This window comes from Bradyrhizobium huanghuaihaiense, from assembly GCF_025200885.1.
GTDB classification, from domain to species: Bacteria; Pseudomonadota; Alphaproteobacteria; order Rhizobiales; family Xanthobacteraceae; genus Bradyrhizobium; species Bradyrhizobium huanghuaihaiense.
On the sequence record NZ_CP104172.1, the window covers coordinates 5927666 to 5946969 of the forward strand.

The window sequence follows — 19304 nt, forward strand, 5'->3', positions numbered from 1 at the left end:
CATGTTCTCCGTGAGATGCCGTTCATCCCTTGACCGCGCCCGCGGTCAGGCCGGCGACGATGTGCTTCTGCGCCAGAAGGAAGAGCATGACCGTCGGCAGGATGGTCAGCGTGATGAAGGCGAGGATCAGGTGCCACTCGGAGGAATACTCTCCCTGATAGACCATGATGCCGAGCGGCCAAGGATACAGCGCATCGGTGTTGAGCATCACCAGCGGCAACAGATAGGCGTTCCAGCTGTTGACGAAGGTGATCGTGCCGACGGTCGCCAGGATCGGCCTCGACAAGGGCAACGTCACGTAGCGGAAGAATTTGATGTAGCTGCAGCCGTCGACCAGCGCGGCCTCCAGCAGCTCGTAGGGGATGTCCTTGAAGAAACGGCGTAGCAGCAGCACGCTCATCGCGAGGCTGAAGGCCACCTGCGGCAACGCAACACCGAAATAGGTATCGAGCAGCCCGAGATCGCGCACCTTGATGAAGAGCGGCAGCACCGCGGTCGCGGCGGGAAACAGCAGGCCGAGCGTCAAATAGCTCAGCAGCATCGAGCTGCCGTAGAACCTGACATGGGCGAAGGCGAACGCCGCCATCGAGGCCACGATCAGGGTCAATGTCACCGCGAGCGCCGAGATGATCAGCGAATTGCGCAACAGCTGCCAGTAGCGCGCGGAGAACAGGATGTCCGCATAATTCTGCCACTCCCAGTGCTGCGGCAGGCCGAACGGATTGACACGCAGTTCGCCAAGCGATTTGAACCCGCCGAGCACGGTCGCGAGCAGCGGCACCAGCACGAAGACGGCGATGGTGGCGAGGAATAGCGCTTTGAACAATGCCGCGGGATCGAACGGCGCGCGGGTGATGCCGGTCCTACTCATCGCGCATGAACCATCGCTTGTAGGTGAAGGCAAAGGTCACGCAGATCACGAACAGAATGACGCCGATGGCGCTGCCATAGCCGACCCGCATCCGGGAGATACCGTTGTTGTAGAGGAAGCTCACCATCGTGTTGGAGGAGTCCGCAGGTCCTCCGCGCGTCAGCGGCATGACGAGATCGAACAGCTGCAGCGAGCCGATGATGGCGAAGAACACGGACAGCCGGATGGTCGGATAGAGCAAGGGGATGACGACGTGGCGCAGGGTCTGCGCCCGCGTCGCACCGTCGATGCGCGCGGCCTCGACCAGGCTCTTGTCGAGGCCCTGGAGCGCCGCGATGAACAGCATCATGTGAAAGCCGAAATATTTCCAGACGATCACGATCAGCACTGCCAGCATCGCGGTGTCGGTCGAGGCGAGCAGATGGGGCGGCTCGGCGCCGAAGGTGCGCCAGATCGAGGCGACGAGGCCATAATCACCATCGTAGACGAAGCTGAAGATCAGCCCGGTCGCGATCTCGGCCAGGATATAGGGCATGAAGAACAGCATGCGCAGCGCCACCGCACCACGAAAGCGTTCCGCGAGCATCAGGGCGAGAGCGAGCGCCAGGGGCAGCTGGATCGCGAGCGAGACTGCGATGATCAGGCCGTTGTTGCGCAAGGCGAGCCAGAACGCGCGCGTTTCCAGCACGAAACGGTAATTGTCGAGGCCGATCCAGTTGGTCGGCCTGCCGAACCCGTTCCAGTTGAAGGCCGAGTACCACGCGGCCTCGCCGATCGGCAGCACCACGAAGAGTGTGAACAAGAGCAGTGCCGGCGGCAGGAACAGGATCAGGACCGTGAAGCGGCCGTCCCAGCGCGGACCGCGGACCGCGATCGGCGAGAACGATGCCTCTGCAACGCCGATCGCAGGTGAGCTCGCGATCCGCCGGGCCACCGTCAATTGCCCTGCTTCCAGGCCGCCTCGATCGCTTTCGCAGCATCCTGCGGGCTCATGCTGCCGCCGGCGATCTCGGCGGTGACGTCGTTGACGACGCGGCCGACCGAGGGGCCGAGACTCTGGTCATAGAAGTTCTGGTGATAATTCGACTTCGCCAGATTGGCCGCGATCAGCTTCATGAAGGAATTGTTGAGGCCGGCATCCGCGCCCTGCACCACCGGGATGATGAAGTTGCCCGCGGCCAGCCGCGTCTGTACGTCTTTGGAGACGAAGTATTTCAGGAAGTCGACCGCCTCGTTCGGCGAGCCCTTCGTGATCAGCCAGCCGGTGATGCCGCCAAGCGTATCCGTCGGCGCGCCCTTGCCGCCTGATACGACCGGGAAGTCGAACCAGCAGATCTTGTCCTCGGAAAGGCCCGTCTTGTCGGCTGCGAGCGCGCGCTGCAGGTGATAGACGGTGCTGATGGCGAGCGTCATCGCCGCCTTGCCGTCGCCGAAATAGCCGACGGCCTGCGGATTCTTGAAACCGAGGAAGCCGTTCTGGAACGGCTGGAGATCGACGAGCTGCTTGAACAGCTCGCCGGATTTCTGGAAGGTCTCACCGGCGAAGCCGCCATTCTCGCCGCGCAGCGCCGCGTCGAACGCCGGCTTGCCTCCGATGCGCACCGCAAGATGCGTCCAGTAGAAATGCAGCGGCCATTTGTCGGCACCGCCGACCACGATCGGCGTCACGCCGGCGGCCTTGAGTGTCTTCACCGCCGCAAGCAGATCATCCCAGCTCTTGATCGCGCCGGGCTCGACCTTCGCTTTCGCCATCAGCTCCTTGTTGCAGAGGAAGCCGACCTGCGAGAGCGCGGTCGGCAGACCATAGACGCGACCGCCGCTGGTGAAGGCGGCGAGCGCGGCCGGCGTGAGGCTGTCGCTGTAACCCTTGACCTGATCGGTAATGTCGTCGAGGACGCCGGCCTCGATCTGCGTTTTCAACACGCCGCCGGCCCAGCTGTAGATGATGTTCGGCCGATCCTTGGATTGCAGGATGGTCGGCAGCTTGGCCTTGTAGGCCTCGTTCTCGAGGAACTGCATCTCGACCTTGACGCCCGGATGCGACGCCTCGTAGCTGCGCGCGACCTCCTCCCAGATCTTCACCTGGGCGGGATTGGCCTCGATGTGGAGCCATTTCACTGTTGTGTCGGCTGCGGCCAGATTGGCCCCAAACAGGCATGCGGCAGCGGCGAGTCTCAGCTTCCCGAGCAGCCTCATCACATTCCTCCCAACAGGTTCTTCTATTCTTTGGCTGCAATCCTGCCTTCAAATTTTGAGGTACGCAACTAAAATTCTGATCTATGAACCTCACGACGGAAATGACTAAGGTTTGCGGGGGAAACGGGCGGCGCTTCGCACCGCCGCAAGCAAGTCGAGAGGTGTCCATGGCCGCCATTTATTCTGACCTCGCCGGCAAGGTCGTTCTCGTTACCGGCGGCGCATCGGGAATTGGCGCTGCGATCGTGCGGCGGTTCGCGCAGCAGAACAGCAAAGTCGTGTTCTTCGACATCAAGGCCGACGAAGGCCTTCGCCTTGCACGCGAATTGTCCGATCAAGGCCTCGATGCACATTTCCAGCGCGTCGACCTCACCGATATCGCTGCGCTGCGCGCCGGCGTCGCGGAAGCGCGCAACGCGCACGGCGTGATCAACATCCTCGTCAACAATGCCGCGCATGACGAACGTCACAAGACCGAGGACATGACGCCGGAATACTGGGATGACCGCATCGCGGTGAACCTGAAGCATCAGTTCTTCGCCGCGCAAGCTGTCCTGCCGGACATGAAGGCGGCGAATGCCGGCGCCATAATCAATTTCGGCTCGGTGTCGTGGATCGCCGGACAAGGCGGCATGGCCGCGTACACGGCGAGCAAGTCCGGCGTGGTCGGACTGACGCGCTCGCTGGCGCGCGACTACGGTCCCTACAACATCCGTGTAAACGCGATCGCGCCGGGCTGGATCATGACCGAGCGCCAGCTCGAGAAATGGATGACGCCGGCGGGCGAGATCGAACTGCAGCAGCGACAGTGCCTGAAGCGCCGGCTGGTGCCGGACGAGGTCGCGAAATTCACCGTCTTCCTCGCCTCCGACGAAGCCTCCGCCTGCACCGCTCAGCACTACATCGTCGATGGCGGCTGGGTGTGAATGCCTTGAGGACGATCGCTGCACCTGGACGCAAACCGGGAGCCGCGGATCCATCCCGCTGCGTTGACCTTCGCCTGCTGCACCGCGAGACCATTTGCGTCGCAACATTCAAAAATGAGACTGCCCGTCAAGCCGGACGAGGCGTCCACGCGTGCACCGCATTCGACTTCGGCTAGCTTCCCCATAAAGCCGCGGGCCTATTGAGAGCCACGGGTGTCGCGCCGGTTCGGCGCGGCAACAAATCGACGACACAGGGAGGAGCACAATGTCGAAATGCAGTATCGGACTGCTCGCGCTGAGCAGCCTGTTTCTTTCAGGCGCAGCGGTCGCCCAGGAAAAGATCAAGGTGGGCGTGACCGCGACCCTCGAAGGCACCTACACGGTGCTCGGCGAGGACGGCATGCGCGGCCACCAGACGGCGCTCAATGTCCTTGGCAAGAAGATCGGCGACAAGGAGCTCGAAATCATCGTCGCCTCGACCGACGCGACACCGGACTCCGCGGTGCGCGCGGTCCGCAAGCTGATCGAGCAGGACAAGGTGCAGATCCTGCTGTCGCCCCTCTCCGGCGACGAGGGCATCGCGGTGAAGAACTTCGCGAAGACCCACCCCGAGCTGACCTTCATCAATGCGGCATCCGGCGCGCAGGAAACCACCTATGTCGACCCTGCCCCGAACTTCTTCCGCTACAACATGGACGGCGCACAGTGGCAGGTGGGCCTCGGCAAATACGCCTATGACGAGAAGAAGTATCGCAAGATCGCGACCGTCGGCGAGGACTACTCTTTCATCTACACCCAGGTGTTCGGGCTGGTGCTTGAGTTCTGCGGCGCCGGCGGACAGGTCACCAACAGGCAATGGGTGCCGCTCGGCACCAAGGACTTCGCCTCGGTCATCGCCGCCCTGCCCGACGACGTCGATGCCATCTATCTCGGCCTTGGCGGTGCGGATGCCGTCAACTTCCTCAACCAATATCAGCAAGCCGGCGGCAAGGCGCATCTGATGGGCGGTTCCATCATGATCGACCAGACCATCCTGTCGTCGAAAGGGAACGCCAAGAATGCCCTCGTCGGCACCATCGCCGCGAGCGGCCAGGCCGACACCTGGGAGGATCCGGGCTGGCAAAAGTTCGTGAAGGCGTATCAGGACGCCTTCCCGCCCAACAAGCGCTTCCCGAGCCCCTCGCTGCTGGCCACCAACTATTATGGCTCGACCATGGCCCTGATCCTCGCGCTGCGTCAGGTCAATGGCGATCTCTCCAACAACCAGGCGAAGTTCAGGGAAGCGCTGGCGAAGATCGAGCTCGACGCACCGAATGGCAAGATCAAGCTCGACTCCAACCGCCAGGCGATCGGCACCAACTTCGTCACCGAGGTCGTCGATGACGGCAAGGGCGCGCTGTTCAGCAAGGTGGTGAAGGTGATCCCGAATGTGAACCAGACGCTCGGCTATGATCCGGCGGTGTTCTCGAAGATCGGACTGCCGAGCCGCACCGTGCCGGAATGTAAGAAGTACTGACGCATCACATCGGCAGGACGCAACCGGGGAGCGACTCGCTGACGCGGTCGCTCTCCGCTCTTGCAATCTCGGCGCCTTTGTTGAACGCTGGCTGAAAAGAAGAACATTCGGGAGGGGAAGGCATGAGCCGTGCGCTCGCCGTCTTCCACGGCCGCTTCGGCCGGGCGACGGTTTATCAATTGAACCGCCCTTTCAATATCCACGCCCATCGCGAAGGTCATCTGATCTTCCATGTCGGCGGCATGCCGGCATGCATCGATGTCTCCGACGGACACTATGATCTCACCGAATCCTCCGTCGTCGCCGTCAATCCCTGGGAGCCGCACAACTTCCTGCCGACCGACCTCGATGGCGGCGCTATCTTCTTCGTGCTCTACGTCAATGCCGAATGGTTTGCGCCCGATGCTTCGGGCACCGATCGGCTGCGGTTCGGCCGCACCCAGTTCAGGCGCACGCCTGCACTCGACAAGCACATCAGGCGGACCGCCGCGCTGGTGTGCGGCGCACCATCCCTCTCCAGCCTCGATTCCGAGCTGAGGCGGCTGATCGACATCTGCTACGACGAAAGCTGGCAGCAGGCCGAGATCGCGCGCGATCCACGCGCAAACGGCGCCGTCACCGATTTTCGCGTGCGCAAATGCATCAAGATGATGACCGAAAGCCCCGGCGCCGAGATCGAGCTCGACACCATTGCGCGCGAATCCGGCCTGTCGCGGCCGCACTTCTACCGGCTGTTCCGCGTTCAGACCGGAGTCACGCCGAACCTCTATCTCAACACGCTGATCATGGAACAGGCGCTCGAAGCACTGGTGGCCAGCGAGACGCCGATCGCCGACATCGGCTTCGATCTCGGCTTCTCCTCGCAGAGCGGTTTCACCCGCTTCTTCGCCGCCAATGTGGGGATGGCTCCGACCGATTATCGCCGCGCAGCCAAGGTTTTGCGCGCCTGACCGCTGCACGAAAAGATACTCACGATCAAACGTCGCCCTCCCCGCCCGGCTAGGATGCGGGCAACGCGATCCCGAGATGATCGCGACCGACGGGAGCGCACGTCCATGGCAAGGCCTGCAGCCGCTGCAAGGCTGTCCGACCTGCATTCGATGAACGATCGCCGCGTCGCCCGGACAAACGGACGGCGCACATGAGCCGTTTCATCGAACGCCATCCTGCCTGGGCGCTGATCACGATCATTGCCATTGCCCTCTTACTCTGGCTGATCTTCTCGGTCTGGCCGCCGGGTCTCGAAGAGGCGATCGGCCGCAAACGCGTCTTCCTCAATGCCGTCTTCAACGGCATTACGCTCGGGGGCCTCTACTTTCTCGTCGCCAGTGGCTTCACGCTGATCTTCGGCCTGATGCGCAACGTCAATCTCGCCCACGGCTCGCTCTATCTGTTCGGCGGCTATGTCGGCTACGCCGTCAGCACGTCGACCGGCTCCTGGATCCTCAGCTTCATCGTCGCCTTTATCCTGACGGCCCTGGTCGGCGTGCTGCTCCAGGTGATCGTGTTCCGGCGCATGGAGGGCCAGGACCTCAGGCAGACCATGGTGACGATCGGACTGTCGATCGTGTTTGCCGATCTCATGCTCTGGGCCTGCGGCGGCGATTTCTACCAGATCCAGACCCCGAGCTGGTTGATCGGGCCCGTGGACCTGCCGCTGATCACCGCGGTGAAGTCCTCGGGCGAACCGGTCTATCTCAGATATCCGATGGTACGGCTCGTGATCTTCGCTGCGTCCGTGGTCATCGGCGTCGCGATGTGGCTCGCGCTCAACCGCACCCGGATCGGCATGATCATCCGCGCCGGCGTCGATGATCGCGACATCCTTGCCGCAACCGGCGTGCGCATCCAGCTCGTCTTCGTGCTGGTGTTCGCGTTCGGCGCGGGGCTTGCCGGCATCGCCGGCGTGGTCGGCGGCACCTTCCAGTCATTATCGCCCGGCGAGGACATCCGCTTCCTGCTCGCCTCGCTCGTCGTCGTGATCGTGGGCGGTATGGGCTCGATACCCGGTGCAGCACTCGGCGCGCTGATCATCGGCCTCGCCGAGCAGCTCGGCTCGGTCTACATCCCGACCTACGCCATCGTCGTGACCTTCCTGATCATGGTGCTGGTGCTGGCGATCCGGCCGCAAGGCCTGTTGGCGAGGCGCTGAGATGTCGTTGCTGCAGAGCACCCAGCTTCGCGCCACCCCGCCCGCATCAGCCGCCCGCCGCGCCTTCATCCGCGCCTGGCCGGAATTTGAGAACCCGGCGGCTTGGCTGGTGGCGCTGATCCTCCTCATCATGCCGCTGATCGCGAGCGGCTTCTTCCTGATCGAGATCTTCGGCACCACCTTGATCCTCGGCACCATCGCGCTCAGCCTGATGTTCCTCGCAGGCTACGGCGGCATGGTCAGCCTGATGCAGCTGACCATCGCGGGATTTGCCGCCTACATGGTCGCGGTATTCGGCATCAGCGCCAACACCAATATCAGCCTGGGCTGGCCGTGGTGGCTCGCAACGCCGATGGCACTCGCTCTCGCGACCGCCTTCGGCACGCTCGGCGGCGCGCTCGCGGTGCGCACCGAGGGCATCTACACCATCATGATCACACTGGCGATCGGTGCGGCCTTCTACTACTTCACCAACCAGAACTGGGCGATCTTCGGCGGCCACACCGGCATTAATACCGTCGCCACCCCGCATTTCTGGGGCATCGACTGGCGTACCGATATCGCGTTCTATTACGTGACGCTCGGCGTCGCCGCGATCTGCTACTTTGCGGTCCAGTATGTCTCACGCGCGCCATTTGGCCTCGCGCTGCAGGGCGTGCGCGACAACCCACGCCGGATGGCCGCGCTCGGCTTCAATGTCAACGCGCATCGCGTGGCGGCGTATGCCTTCGCTTCCTTCATCGCCGCGCTCGGCGGGGTACTGCAGGTCTGGAACTACCGCCAGATCTCGCCGGGCTCGGTCAGCGTCGGTGCCTGCATCGACGTGCTGATCATCGCCGTGGTCGGCGGCATCACCCGCCCGATCGGCCCCTTCATCGGTGCGCTGATCTTCGTGCTGCTGCGCACCTTCGCGCTCGACTTCCTGGTCAGGCTCGGGCTCGACGGCAACCGCTTCCGCCTGCTGATCGGACTCGGCTTCCTCGCCATCGTGTTCTGGTCCTCGGACGGCGTCATCGGACTGTGGCAGCGGTGGCGTCAGAGCCAGCGTCCGCGGACGGATCGCCCAGGCGGAGGGCGCGGCCATGGATAGCGTCGCCCAACGCCTCTCCGCCGTCGGTGCCAGTGCCGCGCTCGAGCTACGCGGCGTGACGCGGCTGTTCGGCGCGCTGGCAGCGCTGACGGACGTCACCATCACGGTGCGGCCGGGCGAGCGGCGCGCCGTGCTCGGCTCCAACGGCGCCGGCAAGACCACGCTGTTCAACTGCATCACCGGCGATTTCCCGCCTTCCTCCGGCACAATCCGCTTCTTCGGCGAAGACGTCACGCACTTCCCGCCCTATGAGCGCATCCGCCGCGGGCTGCGCCGCACCTACCAGATCTCGGCGCTGTTCCCGGGCCTCACCGTGCAGGACAACGTCTATCTCGCTTGTCGCGGCGTCTCGCGCGGACGTTTCTCGTTCCTGCGCCCAGGGCAGAACGACGCCCTGATGCATGCCGCGGACAACCTCGTCCAGGCCGTGCATCTGTCGGCCGTGAAGGACCAACGCGTGGCCGAGCTCGCGCACGGCCAGCAGCGCCAGCTCGAGATCGCGCTGGCGCTGGCCGGCGCCCCGCGCTTCGTCCTGTTCGACGAGCCGGCCGCGGGTCTGTCGCCGACCGAACGGGCCGAGCTGATCGAAATCCTGACCTCCCTGCCCGCGCATATCGGCTACATCATCATCGAGCACGACATGGACGTGGCGCTGCGCGTCGTCGAGAGCGTCACGATGATGCACAACGGGCGCGTCTTCAAGGAGGGCCTGCCGCAGGAGATCCAGTCCGATCCCGAGGTGCAGGAGCTCTATCTCGGAGGCGGCCATGAATGAGGCCCGCCGCTCTTCCCCTGCGCTCGAGGTCCGCGGCCTCGACGTCTACTACGGTCACTCCCATGCGCTGCAAGGCGTCGATCTCACGCTGGACAGCGGCGTATTCTCCGTCGTCGGCCGCAACGGCATGGGCAAGACCACGCTGTGCAAGGCGATCATGGGGCTCGTTGGCGTGAGCGGCGGATCGATCCGCGTGCGCGGCGAGGATGTCACGCGGCGGCCGTCGGCCCAGATCGCCCGGCTCGGCGTCGGCTATGTGCCGCAAGGCCGCCGTCTCTGGCGCTCGCTCAGCGTCGATGAGCATCTGCAGCTTGCCGGCGGTATGCGGCAAGGGGCCTGGACCGTCGAGCGGATCTACGACACCTTCCCGCGCCTCGCCGAACGCAAGGGCCACGGCGGCGGCCAGCTCTCCGGCGGCGAGCAGCAGATGCTGGCGATCTCGCGCGCGCTGCTCACCAATCCGCATCTCTTGATCATGGACGAGCCGACCGAAGGCCTCGCGCCCGTCATCGTCGCGCAGGTCGAGGAGATGCTGCTGCGGCTCGGCGAGGACGGCGACATGTCCGTGCTCGTGATCGAGCAGAACATCGGGGTGGCCACGGCGATCTCGCGCAATGTCGCGATCATGGTCAACGGCCGCGTCAACCGCATCATCGACTCCGGCCGCCTTGCCGCGGACCGCGAGCTGCAGCAGCGCCTGCTCGGCGTCGGGCTTCACGCCGAGCTCGAGCCCGATAGCGACATCTCCGAGGCTGTCCGCGGCGCGAAGCCAGCGCCGGCGCCGCGCCCGGGCGGACCGATCCGCATCTACGTTTCCAACCCGACGCTCCCGACGCGATGGTCGCAGCCGGTGCCGATCGCCCGCATCGAGGCGGCGGCCCGCACGGTCTCGACGCACGTCGCGCGGCTGGAGGAGACGACGCGGCGCAGGCGAGAGCCGGTGGCGGCGCAGACCGCCGGCCCGCCCATCGTCCTGGTCGTCGGCACGCTCGATACCAAGGGCACCGAGTTGCGCTTCATCCGCGACATCATTGCAGCAACCGGTCTCCGCACCCGGCTGGTCGACGTCTCGACCAGCGGCAAGCATTCGAGCTGCGATGTCTCCGCGCAGGAGATCGCACTGAACCACGGCCGCGGCGGTGCGGCCGTGTTCGGCCCCGATCGCGGCGCTGCCGTGACCGCGATGGCCGATGCGTTCGCCAATTGGCTGCGGCGCCAGGGTAACGTTGCCGGCGTGATCACGGCCGGCGGCTCGGGCGCGGCGTCGCTGGTTGCGCCGGCCATGCGCACCCTTCCCGTCGGCGTGCCCAAGCTGATCATCTCCTCCATCGCCTCGGGCGATGTCGGGCCCTATGTCGGCCCCGCCGACATCACGATGATGTACTCGGTCACGGACGTGCAAGGGCTGAACTCGATCTCGCGCGCGGTGCTGGCCAACGGCGCCAACGCGCTCGCCGGAATGGCCAACGCGCGCCTTGATGCGCATGCCGCGGCGGCGCGCGAGGCCGGCGGCCTGCCCTCGGTCGGCATCACCATGTTCGGCGTCACCACGCCTGCCGTGCAGAAGATCGCGGCCGAGCTGCACGACGATTTCGAATGCCTGGTCTTCCACGCCACCGGCGTCGGTGGCCGTTCCATGGAAAAGCTCGTGGAGTCCGGCCAGCTCGCCGGCGTCATCGACCTCACCACGACCGAAATCTGCGACCTGCTGATGGGCGGCGTGTTTCCGGCGACCGAGGATCGTTTTGGCGCGATCATCCGCAGCCGGCTGCCCTATGTCGGCTCGGTCGGTGCGCTCGACATGGTCAATTTCGGCGCGCTCGACACCATTCCCGAGCGCTACCGCGGCCGCAAATTCCACGTCCACAATCCGCAGGTCACGTTGATGCGGACGACTGCCGAGGAGAACGAGCGCATGGGCCGCTGGATCGCCGAGCGGCTCAACCAGATGGATGGCCCTGTGCGCTTCTTCCTGCCCGAGGGCGGCGTCTCCGCGCTCGATGCGCGAGGCCAGCCGTTCTGGGATCCGGACGCCGATGCCGCGCTGTTCCGCGCGCTGGAGCACAATGTCCGGCAAACCGGCAACCGCCAGCTCATTCGCACGCCCAAGAACATCAACGATCCCGACTTCGCCGCCGTCATCGTCAGCGCGTTCCGAACCCTGTTCGGCCGCACCGGCGCGCGGCGGAGACTAGCGAGGTGACCGATGGCCAGGTTTGAACGCGCAGCCCTCCTGAAGAAGTTCCGCGACATGGCAAGGCGCGGCGAGCCGATCGTCGGCGGCGGCGCCGGCACAGGCCTGTCGGCCAAATGCGAGGAGGCCGGCGGCGTCGATCTCATCGTCATCTACAATTCCGGCCGCTATCGCATGGCCGGCCGCGGCTCGCTCGCGGGCCTGATGGCCTATGGCGATGCCAACGCCATCGTACTGGAAATGGCCGGTGAGGTGCTGCCGGTGGTGGACCAGACGCCGGTCCTTGCCGGCGTCAACGGCACCGATCCGTTCCGCGACATGGACGTCTTCCTCGACCAGCTGAAGGCGCTTGGTTTCGCCGGCGTCCAGAATTTTCCGACGGTCGGACTGATCGACGGTACGTTCCGCGCCAATCTCGAGGAGACCGGCATGTCCTATGCGCTCGAGATCGACATGATCGCGAAAGCGCACGACAAGGACATGCTGACCACGCCCTACGTGTTCAGCGAGAAGGAGGCCGCCGCGATGGCGATCGCCGGTGCCGACATCATCGTCTGCCACATGGGGCTGACGACGGGCGGGACGATCGGCGCGCAGACCGCCTTGAGGCTCAAGGACTGTCCCGCGCGGATCGACACCTGGGCCACAGCTGCGCTCAGCGTCAATCCGGACATCCTGGTGCTGGCCCATGGCGGCCCAATTGCCGATCCCGCCGACGCCGATTTCATCATGAAGAACACCCGTCATTGCCACGGCTTCTACGGCGCCTCCTCGATGGAGCGGCTGCCCGTGGAGCGGGCGCTGACGGAGCAGGTACGTCAATTCAAGGCGATCGGCGCGCGGTAACGCCGGAAGGTTCGAAGGAGGGAAACATGTCAGGGATGCTGGTCGGTGAATTGATCCTCTGGCTGATCGTCGCGATCATCGTGATCGTGGTTGGCGTCTATATCGTGAACTGGCTTTACCATCGCTCCTCCAAGGAGACGTCGTTCGTCAGGACCGGTTTCCTCGGCGAACGCGTGGTGATCAATGGCGGCGCCTTCGTGCTGCCGTTCATCCACGACTACACGCCGGTCAACATGAATGTTTTGCCGATGGGCATCGTGCGCTCGAAACAGGACGCCGTGATCACCCGCGACCGCATGCGGGTCGACATCGAGGCCGACTTCTACGTGCGCGTGCAGCCGACCCGCGAAGCCGTCTCGATCGCGGCAGCCACGCTCGGCCGCCGCACCTTGGAGCCCGGGCAGCTGCACGCGCTGCTCGCCGGCAAGTTCATCTCGGCGATCCGTTCGGTCGCCTCCGAAATGACCATGGAGGAGATGCACGAGCGTCGCGGCGACTACGTCGCACGCGTCAAAACCAATGCGGCGGAGGCGCTGGCGCAGAACGGCCTCGAGCTGGAATCGGTCGCGATCACCGATCTCGACCAGACCGACCTCGAATTCTTCAACCCCTCGAACCGGTTCGATGCCGAAGGCTTGACCCGCCTGATGGAGGACATCGAGGCCAAGCGGAAGCTGCGCAACGACATCGAGCAGGACTCGATGATCAAGATCCGTTCCCGCAATCTGGAGGCCGAGCGGCAGGCGCTGGAAATCGAGCGCGAGAGCGAGACCGCGCGCCTGGAGCAGGAACGCGACATCGAGATGCGCCGCGCCCTCCAGCGCACGGAAGTGGCCCGCGAGCGCGCGCTGCGCGAGACCGAGGCCGAGCAGGCGCAGATTTCCGCCCGCGAGGCCATCGAGCGCGCCCGCATCGCCAACGACCAGGCGATCGCGGAAGCCCGCATCGCCTCGGAGCGCGAGACCCGCCAGAAGGAAATCGAGCGGACCCGGACGATCGAGGAGAAGGAACTGCTGGCGCGCGAGGAGATCGAGAAGACCCGGATCGCCAACCAGCGCTCGATCGACACCACCCGCATCGCTTCGGAGCGCGAGGTCCGCCAGCGCGAGATCGAGCGGATGCGCACAGTCGAGGAAGCCGAGATTGCCGCGCGCGAAGCCATCGAGAAGGCCCGCATCCAGCAGGATCGCGTCGTCACCGATGCCCGCATCGCCAACGAAGAGGAGACGCGGCGCCGCGAGATCGAGCGCACCCGCGTCGTGGACGAGGCCGAGATCGCCGCGCGCGAAGCCACCGAGAAGGCCCGCATCGCCCAGACGCTGATTGTCAATGTCGAGCGCATCTCCTCAGACGAGCGCACCCGCGCGCTGGAGATCAAGCAGGTGCGCACCATCCAGGAGGCCGAGATCGAGGCCCAGCGCGCGGTCGAGGCCGCGCGCATCGCGCGCGAGCGGACGCTGGCCGCAGACCGCATCGCCGCCGAGCAGAACACCCGGCAGCTGGAGATCGAGCGTAACCAGACGCTCGACGTCGCCGGCATCGCGGCCCGCGAAGCGACGGAAGCCAGCCGCATCGCCCAGGAGGAGCGCGTGCGCTCGCTGGAGATTGCCCGCAACCGCGCGGTCGAGGAAGCCGACATCGCATCGCGCGAGGCGATCGAAGCGGCCCGCATCGCGCAGGAGAAGGCGGTTGCGGCCGAGCGAATCCAGGCCGAGCGCGACACCCGTTCGCTCGAGATCGAGCGAACCGGCATCCTGGAAGCGGCCGAGCTGAAACGGCGCGACGCCATCGAGCGCCAGCGTATCACGGTCGATCTCGCCCTCGAGGCCGAGCGCATCAACTCCTCCAAAAAGCGCGAGGTGCTCAATATCGAGCAGAAGAAGGCCGTCGAGATTGCGGACGAAGACCGCGTCATCGCCCTCTCCACCAAACGCTCCGAACGGATCGATGCCGACCGCCAGGTCAAGCAGGCCGAGATCGTCGCGCGCAAGGAGGTCGAGACCACCGACGTGTCGCGCGAGCAGGCGCTTGAGGCGGCCCGTCTCGAGCGACGGCGCGCCATCGAGCAGCTCGAGGTCGCCCGCGTCCAGTCGCTCCAGGAAGCCGAGATCGCCGCCCGCGAGGAGGTCGAGCGCGCACGCATTGCATCCGATCGCGGCCTCGATGAAGCTCGCATCGGCCGCGAACGCGAACTGCGCAAGCTCGAGGTCAATCGCGAGAAGGACGTCGAGACGGTGCTGATGGAGAAGGCCATCGCCATTCATCAGAAATCGCTGGAGGAGTCCGCCGCCCGCGCCGCCGCCGAGGAGGCAAGGATGCGTGCGACCGAAGCGGCCGAGCGTGTCGTCACCGCGCGCGAGAGCGAGATCGCAAAGCGACGCAAGACCGTCGAGGTCCTGCTGGCCGAGAAGCAGGCCGAAGAAACCCGGATCGCAGCCGAAGCCGAGCGCGTGCGCGCCGCGGTCGAGGCCGAGGCGCAGCGGATGCTCAACGAGGCCGAGAACGTGCTGACGGATCAGGCCCGCTACTCGCTGTTCCGCCGCAAGCTGCTCGACCGCATCGAAGGCATCGTGCGCGAGAGCGTCAAGCCGATGGAGAAAATCGAGGGCATCCGCATCCTCCAGGTCGACGGCCTCAACGGCAACGGCCACGGCGGCGGCAATGGCGGCCGCAGCGCCACCGACGAGGTGATCGACTCCGCCCTGCGCTACCGCGTCCAGGCGCCGCTGATCGATTCCATCCTATCGGACATCGGCGTCGAAGGCGGCAGTCTCGCGAAAATGCCGGGTTTGATCCGTGAGGCCCGGGACATGCAGGGCATCAAGGATTCCGCGCGCAAGGGCGGAGGTGGCGGCGAGAAGCCGGCGCCCTCTCCGCCTGCGGCAGAAGGCGGCGGCGAGCCGCCGGCCGAGCGCGGTCCGCGGAAGAAGAGCTGAGGTCGCGCCATGGCCCGCGTCTACATCTCCACCGTCGTCAACGCCCGCAACGATCGCGTCTGGGCGCGGGTGCGCGATTTCAACGGCCTGCCGAACTGGCACCCGGCGATCGCCGAAAGCCGGATCGAGGGTGGCGAGCCCTCCGACAAGATCGGATGCGTCAGGGACTTTCGCCTGCGCAACGGCGACCGCATCCGCGAGAAGCTGCTGGGGCTCTCCGACTACGACATGTTCTGCACCTATTCGATCCTGGAATCCCCGATGGGCGTCGAGAACTACGTCGCGACGCTGCGGCTCACGCCCGTCACCGACGGCGACCAGACCTTCATGGAGTGGACCGCAGAGTTCGACTGCGCGCCGGAGCGGGAGACCGAGCTCGTGAGCAATATCGGCGGCGGCGTGTTCCAGGGCGGCTTCGACGCCCTGAAGCGCGTGTTCGGAGGCTAGCCGTGCCACATATCGTCAAGAGCACGATCCTGAACGCGCCGACCGAGGCGGTGTGGAGCGTGCTGCGCGATTTCAACGGGCATGACCGCTGGCATCCGGCGGTTGCGACCTCCTCGATCGAGCGCGCGCAATCCGCCGACAAGATCGGCTGCGTCAGGCGGTTCAAGCTGAAGGACGGCTCGGAGCTGCGCGAGCAATTGCTGGCCCTGTCGGACCTCGAACAGAGCTTCAGCTATTGCCTGCTCGATACGCCGATCCCGATGTTCAACTACGTCGCCCATGTCCGCCTGCTGCCCGTCACCGACGGCGACCGTACCTTCTGGCACTGGGAGTCGCGGTTCACGACCAAACCGGAAGACCGGGAGCGCATCACCCTCATGGTCGCCGAAGACATTTACCAAGCCGGGTTCGAAGCGATCCGCCGGCACATGAAGGAGGCCGCATAACATGGCCGTGACGGTAAAGACCTTCGCGAATGCGAGCGAGGCGGCCGGAGCGCTGTCCTCGGACCGCAGCGCGCGCTACGTCGGCGGCGGCACGCTGGTGATGCGGGCGTTGAATGAAGGCGATGTCTCGATCTCGACCATCGTTCGCGCCAGCGACCAGGCGCTGACCCGGATCGATGCTTCCGGCCCGCGCGTGACGCTCGGCGCCGGTGTCACCTTCGCGCGCGTCCTCGCCGAGCGCGACCTCGCCTTTCTGCACGCCCCTGCCCGCTCGATCGGCGGCCCCGCCGTGCGCAACATGGGAACGGTCGGCGGCAATCTGTTTGCGCCAAGTCCTTACGGCGATTTCACCGTGGCGCTGCTGGCGCTCGATGCCATCATCGCCGTCGCGGGTGGATTCGGCGCGCGCGACATCCCGATCGAAGAGTTTTTGCAGGCACGCGAACGGCAGGCCGGGACATTGGTGCTGTCAGTGTCCTGCACCCGACCGGCGAACGCTGAGGCATTTCGCTATCGCAAGATCGCACGCATCAAGCCGAAGGGCGGCTCGGTCATCACGCTTGCCGCGCATCTGCCCATCAGCGGGGGCCGGATTGCGGGTGCGCGCATCGCACTGGGTTCGATGGCGCCGACTCAGATCCGCGCACGCGCAGCCGAGCGCACGCTGGAGGGCCGCTCGCTGGATGCCGCGACGGTCGCGGCCGCCGCATCGGCGGCAGCTGAAGGAACGTCGCCATCCGACAACGCACTCGGCAGCGCCTGGTATCGCCGCGAGATCGTCGGCGTGCATCTGCGCCGACTGCTGTCGGGACAGGAATAGATCGTCATGTCGAAAATCCCCCTGCAATTTCGCCACAACGGCCGCGACGTCGCGATCTTCGTCGACGGCGGCACCAATCTGCTGGTGGCGCTGCGTGAGCTGATCGGCGACATGACGCCAAAATTCGGCTGCGGCCAGGGCGGCTGCGGCACCTGCAGCGTGCTGATCGACGGGGAGCTGCACCTCTCCTGCCTGACACTCGCCGAGACGGTCGCGGGCCGCTCGGTCGAGACGCTCGACGGCATGAAGCAGGGCCCGAACCTGCATCCGCTCCAGCGCGCCTTTGCCGACCATTTCGCCGCCCAGTGCGGCTATTGCACGCCGGGCATGCTGATGGCCGCCAAGGCGCTGCTCGACCGCAACCCCTCGCCCAGCCGCGACGAGGTCGTCGAAGCGATCTCCGGCAACATCTGCCGCTGCACCGGCTACGAGCCGATCGTCAATGCCATCCTCGCCGCCGCAGGCGGCCGGGTCAGCGCGTAAGGGAACGCGACCATGCTGGAACTGCGCAAGGACATCTTCGCCGACGAGCGCGACGATAATCTGAAGGAGATCGGCAAGGGCACCCAGCGCCAGGACATGCTCGGCCATGTCACGGGCACGTCCAGCTATTTCAATGATCACAAGCTGCAGGGCATGCTGCACCTGAAGGTCGTACGCTCGAGGCAGGTGCATGCAAGGCTCCGCCGCATCGACACCACGGAGGCGGAGCGCTCGGCCGGCGTCCGCCGCATCATCCGCGGCGCCGACGTGCCGCGCAACCTCAACACGCTGCTCAGCCTCATCAACTTCGGCAAGGACGACGAGCCGTCGCTGGCGGTCGACAAGGTGCGTTACAAGGGCGAGCCGATTGTCGCGATCGTCGCTGACAGCGAGCGCGAGGCCTTCGAGGCGATTGCAAAGGTGCGGATCGACTACGAGCCGCTGCCGACCGTGTTCGACGTCGAGGACGCGCTGAAGCCCGGCGCCCCCGTGGTGAACGAGACCTATCCGAAGAACACGTTCACCTATCACGACGTCTACGATCACCAGCGCCTGCGCTTCGGCGACGCCGATGCGGCGCTTGCAACTGCCGACCACGTGCTCGAGCAGCGCTACCAGATGTCGCCGATCGAGCACGCGCCGACCGAGACAAACGGCGCCATCGCAGCGCCCGATACCAACGGCCGCTACGTCGTCTACACCTCGACCCAGGCGCTGTTCTTCTCGGTCGACACCTGCGCCAAGATCCTGGACGTGCCCTCCAACACCTTCCACTTCATCGGAGGAACCGTCGGCGGCGGGTTCGGCGGCAAGGTGGACACCCTGACCGAGCCGCTCGCGATCCTCGGCGCGATGCTAACCGGGCGCCCCGTGCGCTACGTGTTCGGGCGCGAGGAGGAGATGCAGTACGGCCCGCCGCGTGGCGCCGAGCGCATCTACATCAAGGATGGCGTGATGCGCGACGGCCGCATCGTCGCACGCAAGATCCGCGCCTATTTCGACAGCGGGGCCTACACAAGGCTGTCGAGCTATGCCGCAGTAAAATGCGCCGCGCATCTGCCGGGCCCCTACATCATCCCGAACGTCTATGGCGACGTCTATTGCGTCTTCACCAACCGGACGCCGGCCACCGCCATGCGCGGCTTCGGCGTCACCGCGATGGATTTTGCGATCGAGTGCCAGATGGACAAGCTGGCCAACCTCGTCGGCATGGACCCGATGGAGTTCCGCATCCTCAACGCCTATCGCGACGGCGACATGAAGGCGCATCGGCGCGAGGCCAAGAACACCGCGCTGATCGAATGCGTGCAGGTCGCCGCTGAAAAGGCCAAATGGCCGATCCGCGACGAGTTCAAGCGCGCCTCCTCGCGCAAGGACGGCGGCAGCAGCCGCGCCGCCATCCCCACGACGCCGACGGATTCGCGCGCGCGGCCGGCGGCGCCGTCGCAGCAGCGCACGAGCTATGACCGCGCGCCGGTGACGGTCACGAGAGAGCCGCCGCGCGATCCACCTCCGCCGGCGCCGCCGCCTCCGCCGCCCCGCCCCGCCGCCCCATCGCACGGGGCGACCCGCTTCTCGTCCGTGTTCGGAACCAGGAGACGTTGAG

At 65.6% G+C, this 19304-nt stretch carries 17 protein-coding genes; 14 read left to right on the forward strand and 3 right to left on the reverse strand.

The window, feature by feature from the left end; all coding sequences use genetic code 11:
- Positions 1 to 22: 22 nt before the first annotated feature.
- Genes N2603_RS28265 through N2603_RS28275 form a run of 3 tightly spaced genes read right to left on the reverse strand, consistent with a single transcriptional unit; the run spans position 23 to position 3067 of the window.
- Complete coding sequence (locus N2603_RS28265) at positions 23 to 871, reverse strand: carbohydrate ABC transporter permease (protein WP_260384701.1); 849 nt, start codon at positions 869 to 871, stop codon at positions 23 to 25.
- Positions 864 to 1805, reverse strand: a complete 942-nt coding sequence (locus N2603_RS28270; protein ID WP_260424278.1) for a carbohydrate ABC transporter permease — start codon at positions 1803 to 1805, stop codon at positions 864 to 866. Before N2603_RS28270 ends, N2603_RS28265 begins: the two co-directional genes overlap by 8 nt.
- 2 nt (positions 1806 to 1807) lie before the next feature.
- The gene (locus N2603_RS28275; protein ID WP_260384702.1) at positions 1808 to 3067 is read right to left on the reverse strand and encodes an extracellular solute-binding protein; all 1260 of its coding nucleotides are present in this window, start codon (positions 3065 to 3067) and stop codon (positions 1808 to 1810) included.
- 167 nt (positions 3068 to 3234) lie between these two features.
- Here N2603_RS28275 and N2603_RS28280 point away from each other — a divergent pair, with 167 nt between their 5' ends.
- The 14 genes from N2603_RS28280 (at position 3235) to N2603_RS28345 (ending at position 19303) form a co-directional block, all read left to right on the forward strand.
- Positions 3235 to 3993 (forward strand): SDR family NAD(P)-dependent oxidoreductase, encoded by a 759-nt coding sequence (locus N2603_RS28280; protein ID WP_260384703.1) that lies wholly within the window; start codon positions 3235 to 3237, stop codon positions 3991 to 3993.
- A 265-nt stretch (positions 3994 to 4258) separates the two neighbouring features.
- Complete coding sequence (locus N2603_RS28285) at positions 4259 to 5509, forward strand: ABC transporter substrate-binding protein (RefSeq protein ID WP_260384704.1); 1251 nt, start codon at positions 4259 to 4261, stop codon at positions 5507 to 5509.
- 122 nt (positions 5510 to 5631) lie between these two features.
- Positions 5632 to 6459, forward strand: a complete 828-nt coding sequence (locus N2603_RS28290; RefSeq protein ID WP_018643032.1) for a helix-turn-helix domain-containing protein — start codon at positions 5632 to 5634, stop codon at positions 6457 to 6459.
- A 191-nt stretch (positions 6460 to 6650) separates the two neighbouring features.
- On the forward strand, positions 6651 to 7661 hold the full coding sequence (locus N2603_RS28295; protein ID WP_260384705.1) for a branched-chain amino acid ABC transporter permease: 1011 nt from the start codon (positions 6651 to 6653) through the stop codon (positions 7659 to 7661).
- 1 nt (position 7662) lies between these two features.
- Positions 7663 to 8751 carry a branched-chain amino acid ABC transporter permease gene (locus tag N2603_RS28300; RefSeq protein ID WP_260384706.1) on the forward strand — a complete coding sequence of 363 codons (1089 nt, stop codon included), beginning with the start codon at positions 7663 to 7665 and terminating at the stop codon, positions 8749 to 8751.
- Positions 8744 to 9526: an ABC transporter ATP-binding protein gene (locus tag N2603_RS28305; RefSeq protein WP_260384707.1), complete on the forward strand. Its 783-nt coding sequence runs from the start codon at positions 8744 to 8746 to the stop codon at positions 9524 to 9526. The genes N2603_RS28300 and N2603_RS28305 overlap by 8 nt, the downstream gene beginning before the upstream one ends.
- Positions 9519 to 11729 carry an ABC transporter permease gene (locus N2603_RS28310; protein ID WP_260384708.1) on the forward strand — a complete coding sequence of 737 codons (2211 nt, stop codon included), beginning with the start codon at positions 9519 to 9521 and terminating at the stop codon, positions 11727 to 11729. Before N2603_RS28305 ends, N2603_RS28310 begins: the two co-directional genes overlap by 8 nt.
- A 3-nt stretch (positions 11730 to 11732) precedes the next feature.
- Entirely contained in the window at positions 11733 to 12566 is an 834-nt protein-coding gene (locus tag N2603_RS28315; RefSeq protein WP_260384709.1) for a phosphoenolpyruvate hydrolase family protein, read from the forward strand.
- A 26-nt stretch (positions 12567 to 12592) separates the two neighbouring features.
- Positions 12593 to 15502, forward strand: a complete 2910-nt coding sequence (locus N2603_RS28320) for a flotillin family protein (protein ID WP_260384710.1) — start codon at positions 12593 to 12595, stop codon at positions 15500 to 15502.
- A gap of 9 nt (positions 15503 to 15511) precedes the next feature.
- Complete coding sequence (locus tag N2603_RS28325; RefSeq protein WP_260384711.1) at positions 15512 to 15949, forward strand: SRPBCC family protein; 438 nt, start codon at positions 15512 to 15514, stop codon at positions 15947 to 15949.
- 2 nt (positions 15950 to 15951) lie between these two features.
- On the forward strand, positions 15952 to 16395 hold the full coding sequence (locus tag N2603_RS28330) for an SRPBCC family protein (protein ID WP_018643040.1): 444 nt from the start codon (positions 15952 to 15954) through the stop codon (positions 16393 to 16395).
- A 1-nt stretch (position 16396) separates the two neighbouring features.
- Positions 16397 to 17215, forward strand: coding sequence for an FAD binding domain-containing protein (locus N2603_RS28335; protein ID WP_260384712.1), 819 nt, complete (start codon positions 16397 to 16399; stop codon positions 17213 to 17215).
- A gap of 6 nt (positions 17216 to 17221) precedes the next feature.
- Positions 17222 to 17698 carry a (2Fe-2S)-binding protein gene (locus N2603_RS28340; RefSeq protein WP_260384713.1) on the forward strand — a complete coding sequence of 159 codons (477 nt, stop codon included), beginning with the start codon at positions 17222 to 17224 and terminating at the stop codon, positions 17696 to 17698.
- A 12-nt stretch (positions 17699 to 17710) separates the two neighbouring features.
- Entirely contained in the window at positions 17711 to 19303 is a 1593-nt protein-coding gene (locus N2603_RS28345) for a xanthine dehydrogenase family protein molybdopterin-binding subunit (protein ID WP_260384714.1), read from the forward strand.
- Position 19304: the final 1 nt, after the last annotated feature.

Excerpts from the sequence above, each read along its gene's own strand:
- N2603_RS28265 (WP_260384701.1), bottom strand. The coding sequence starts at position 871 with ATGAGTAGGACCGGCATCACCCGCGCGCCGTTCGATCCCGCGGCATTG.
- N2603_RS28275 (WP_260384702.1), bottom strand. The coding sequence starts at position 3,067 with ATGAGGCTGCTCGGGAAGCTGAGACTCGCCGCTGCCGCATGCCTGTTT.
- N2603_RS28280 (WP_260384703.1), top strand. The coding sequence starts at position 3,235 with ATGGCCGCCATTTATTCTGACCTCGCCGGCAAGGTCGTTCTCGTTACC.
- N2603_RS28285 (WP_260384704.1), top strand. The coding sequence starts at position 4,259 with ATGTCGAAATGCAGTATCGGACTGCTCGCGCTGAGCAGCCTGTTTCTT.
- N2603_RS28290 (WP_018643032.1), top strand. The coding sequence starts at position 5,632 with ATGAGCCGTGCGCTCGCCGTCTTCCACGGCCGCTTCGGCCGGGCGACG.
- N2603_RS28295 (WP_260384705.1), top strand. The coding sequence starts at position 6,651 with ATGAGCCGTTTCATCGAACGCCATCCTGCCTGGGCGCTGATCACGATC.
- N2603_RS28300 (WP_260384706.1), top strand. The coding sequence starts at position 7,663 with ATGTCGTTGCTGCAGAGCACCCAGCTTCGCGCCACCCCGCCCGCATCA.
- N2603_RS28305 (WP_260384707.1), top strand. The coding sequence starts at position 8,744 with ATGGATAGCGTCGCCCAACGCCTCTCCGCCGTCGGTGCCAGTGCCGCG.
- N2603_RS28310 (WP_260384708.1), top strand. The coding sequence starts at position 9,519 with ATGAATGAGGCCCGCCGCTCTTCCCCTGCGCTCGAGGTCCGCGGCCTC.
- N2603_RS28315 (WP_260384709.1), top strand. The coding sequence starts at position 11,733 with ATGGCCAGGTTTGAACGCGCAGCCCTCCTGAAGAAGTTCCGCGACATG.
- N2603_RS28320 (WP_260384710.1), top strand. The coding sequence starts at position 12,593 with ATGTCAGGGATGCTGGTCGGTGAATTGATCCTCTGGCTGATCGTCGCG.
- N2603_RS28325 (WP_260384711.1), top strand. The coding sequence starts at position 15,512 with ATGGCCCGCGTCTACATCTCCACCGTCGTCAACGCCCGCAACGATCGC.
- N2603_RS28335 (WP_260384712.1), top strand. The coding sequence starts at position 16,397 with ATGGCCGTGACGGTAAAGACCTTCGCGAATGCGAGCGAGGCGGCCGGA.
- N2603_RS28340 (WP_260384713.1), top strand. The coding sequence starts at position 17,222 with ATGTCGAAAATCCCCCTGCAATTTCGCCACAACGGCCGCGACGTCGCG.
- N2603_RS28345 (WP_260384714.1), top strand. The coding sequence starts at position 17,711 with ATGCTGGAACTGCGCAAGGACATCTTCGCCGACGAGCGCGACGATAAT.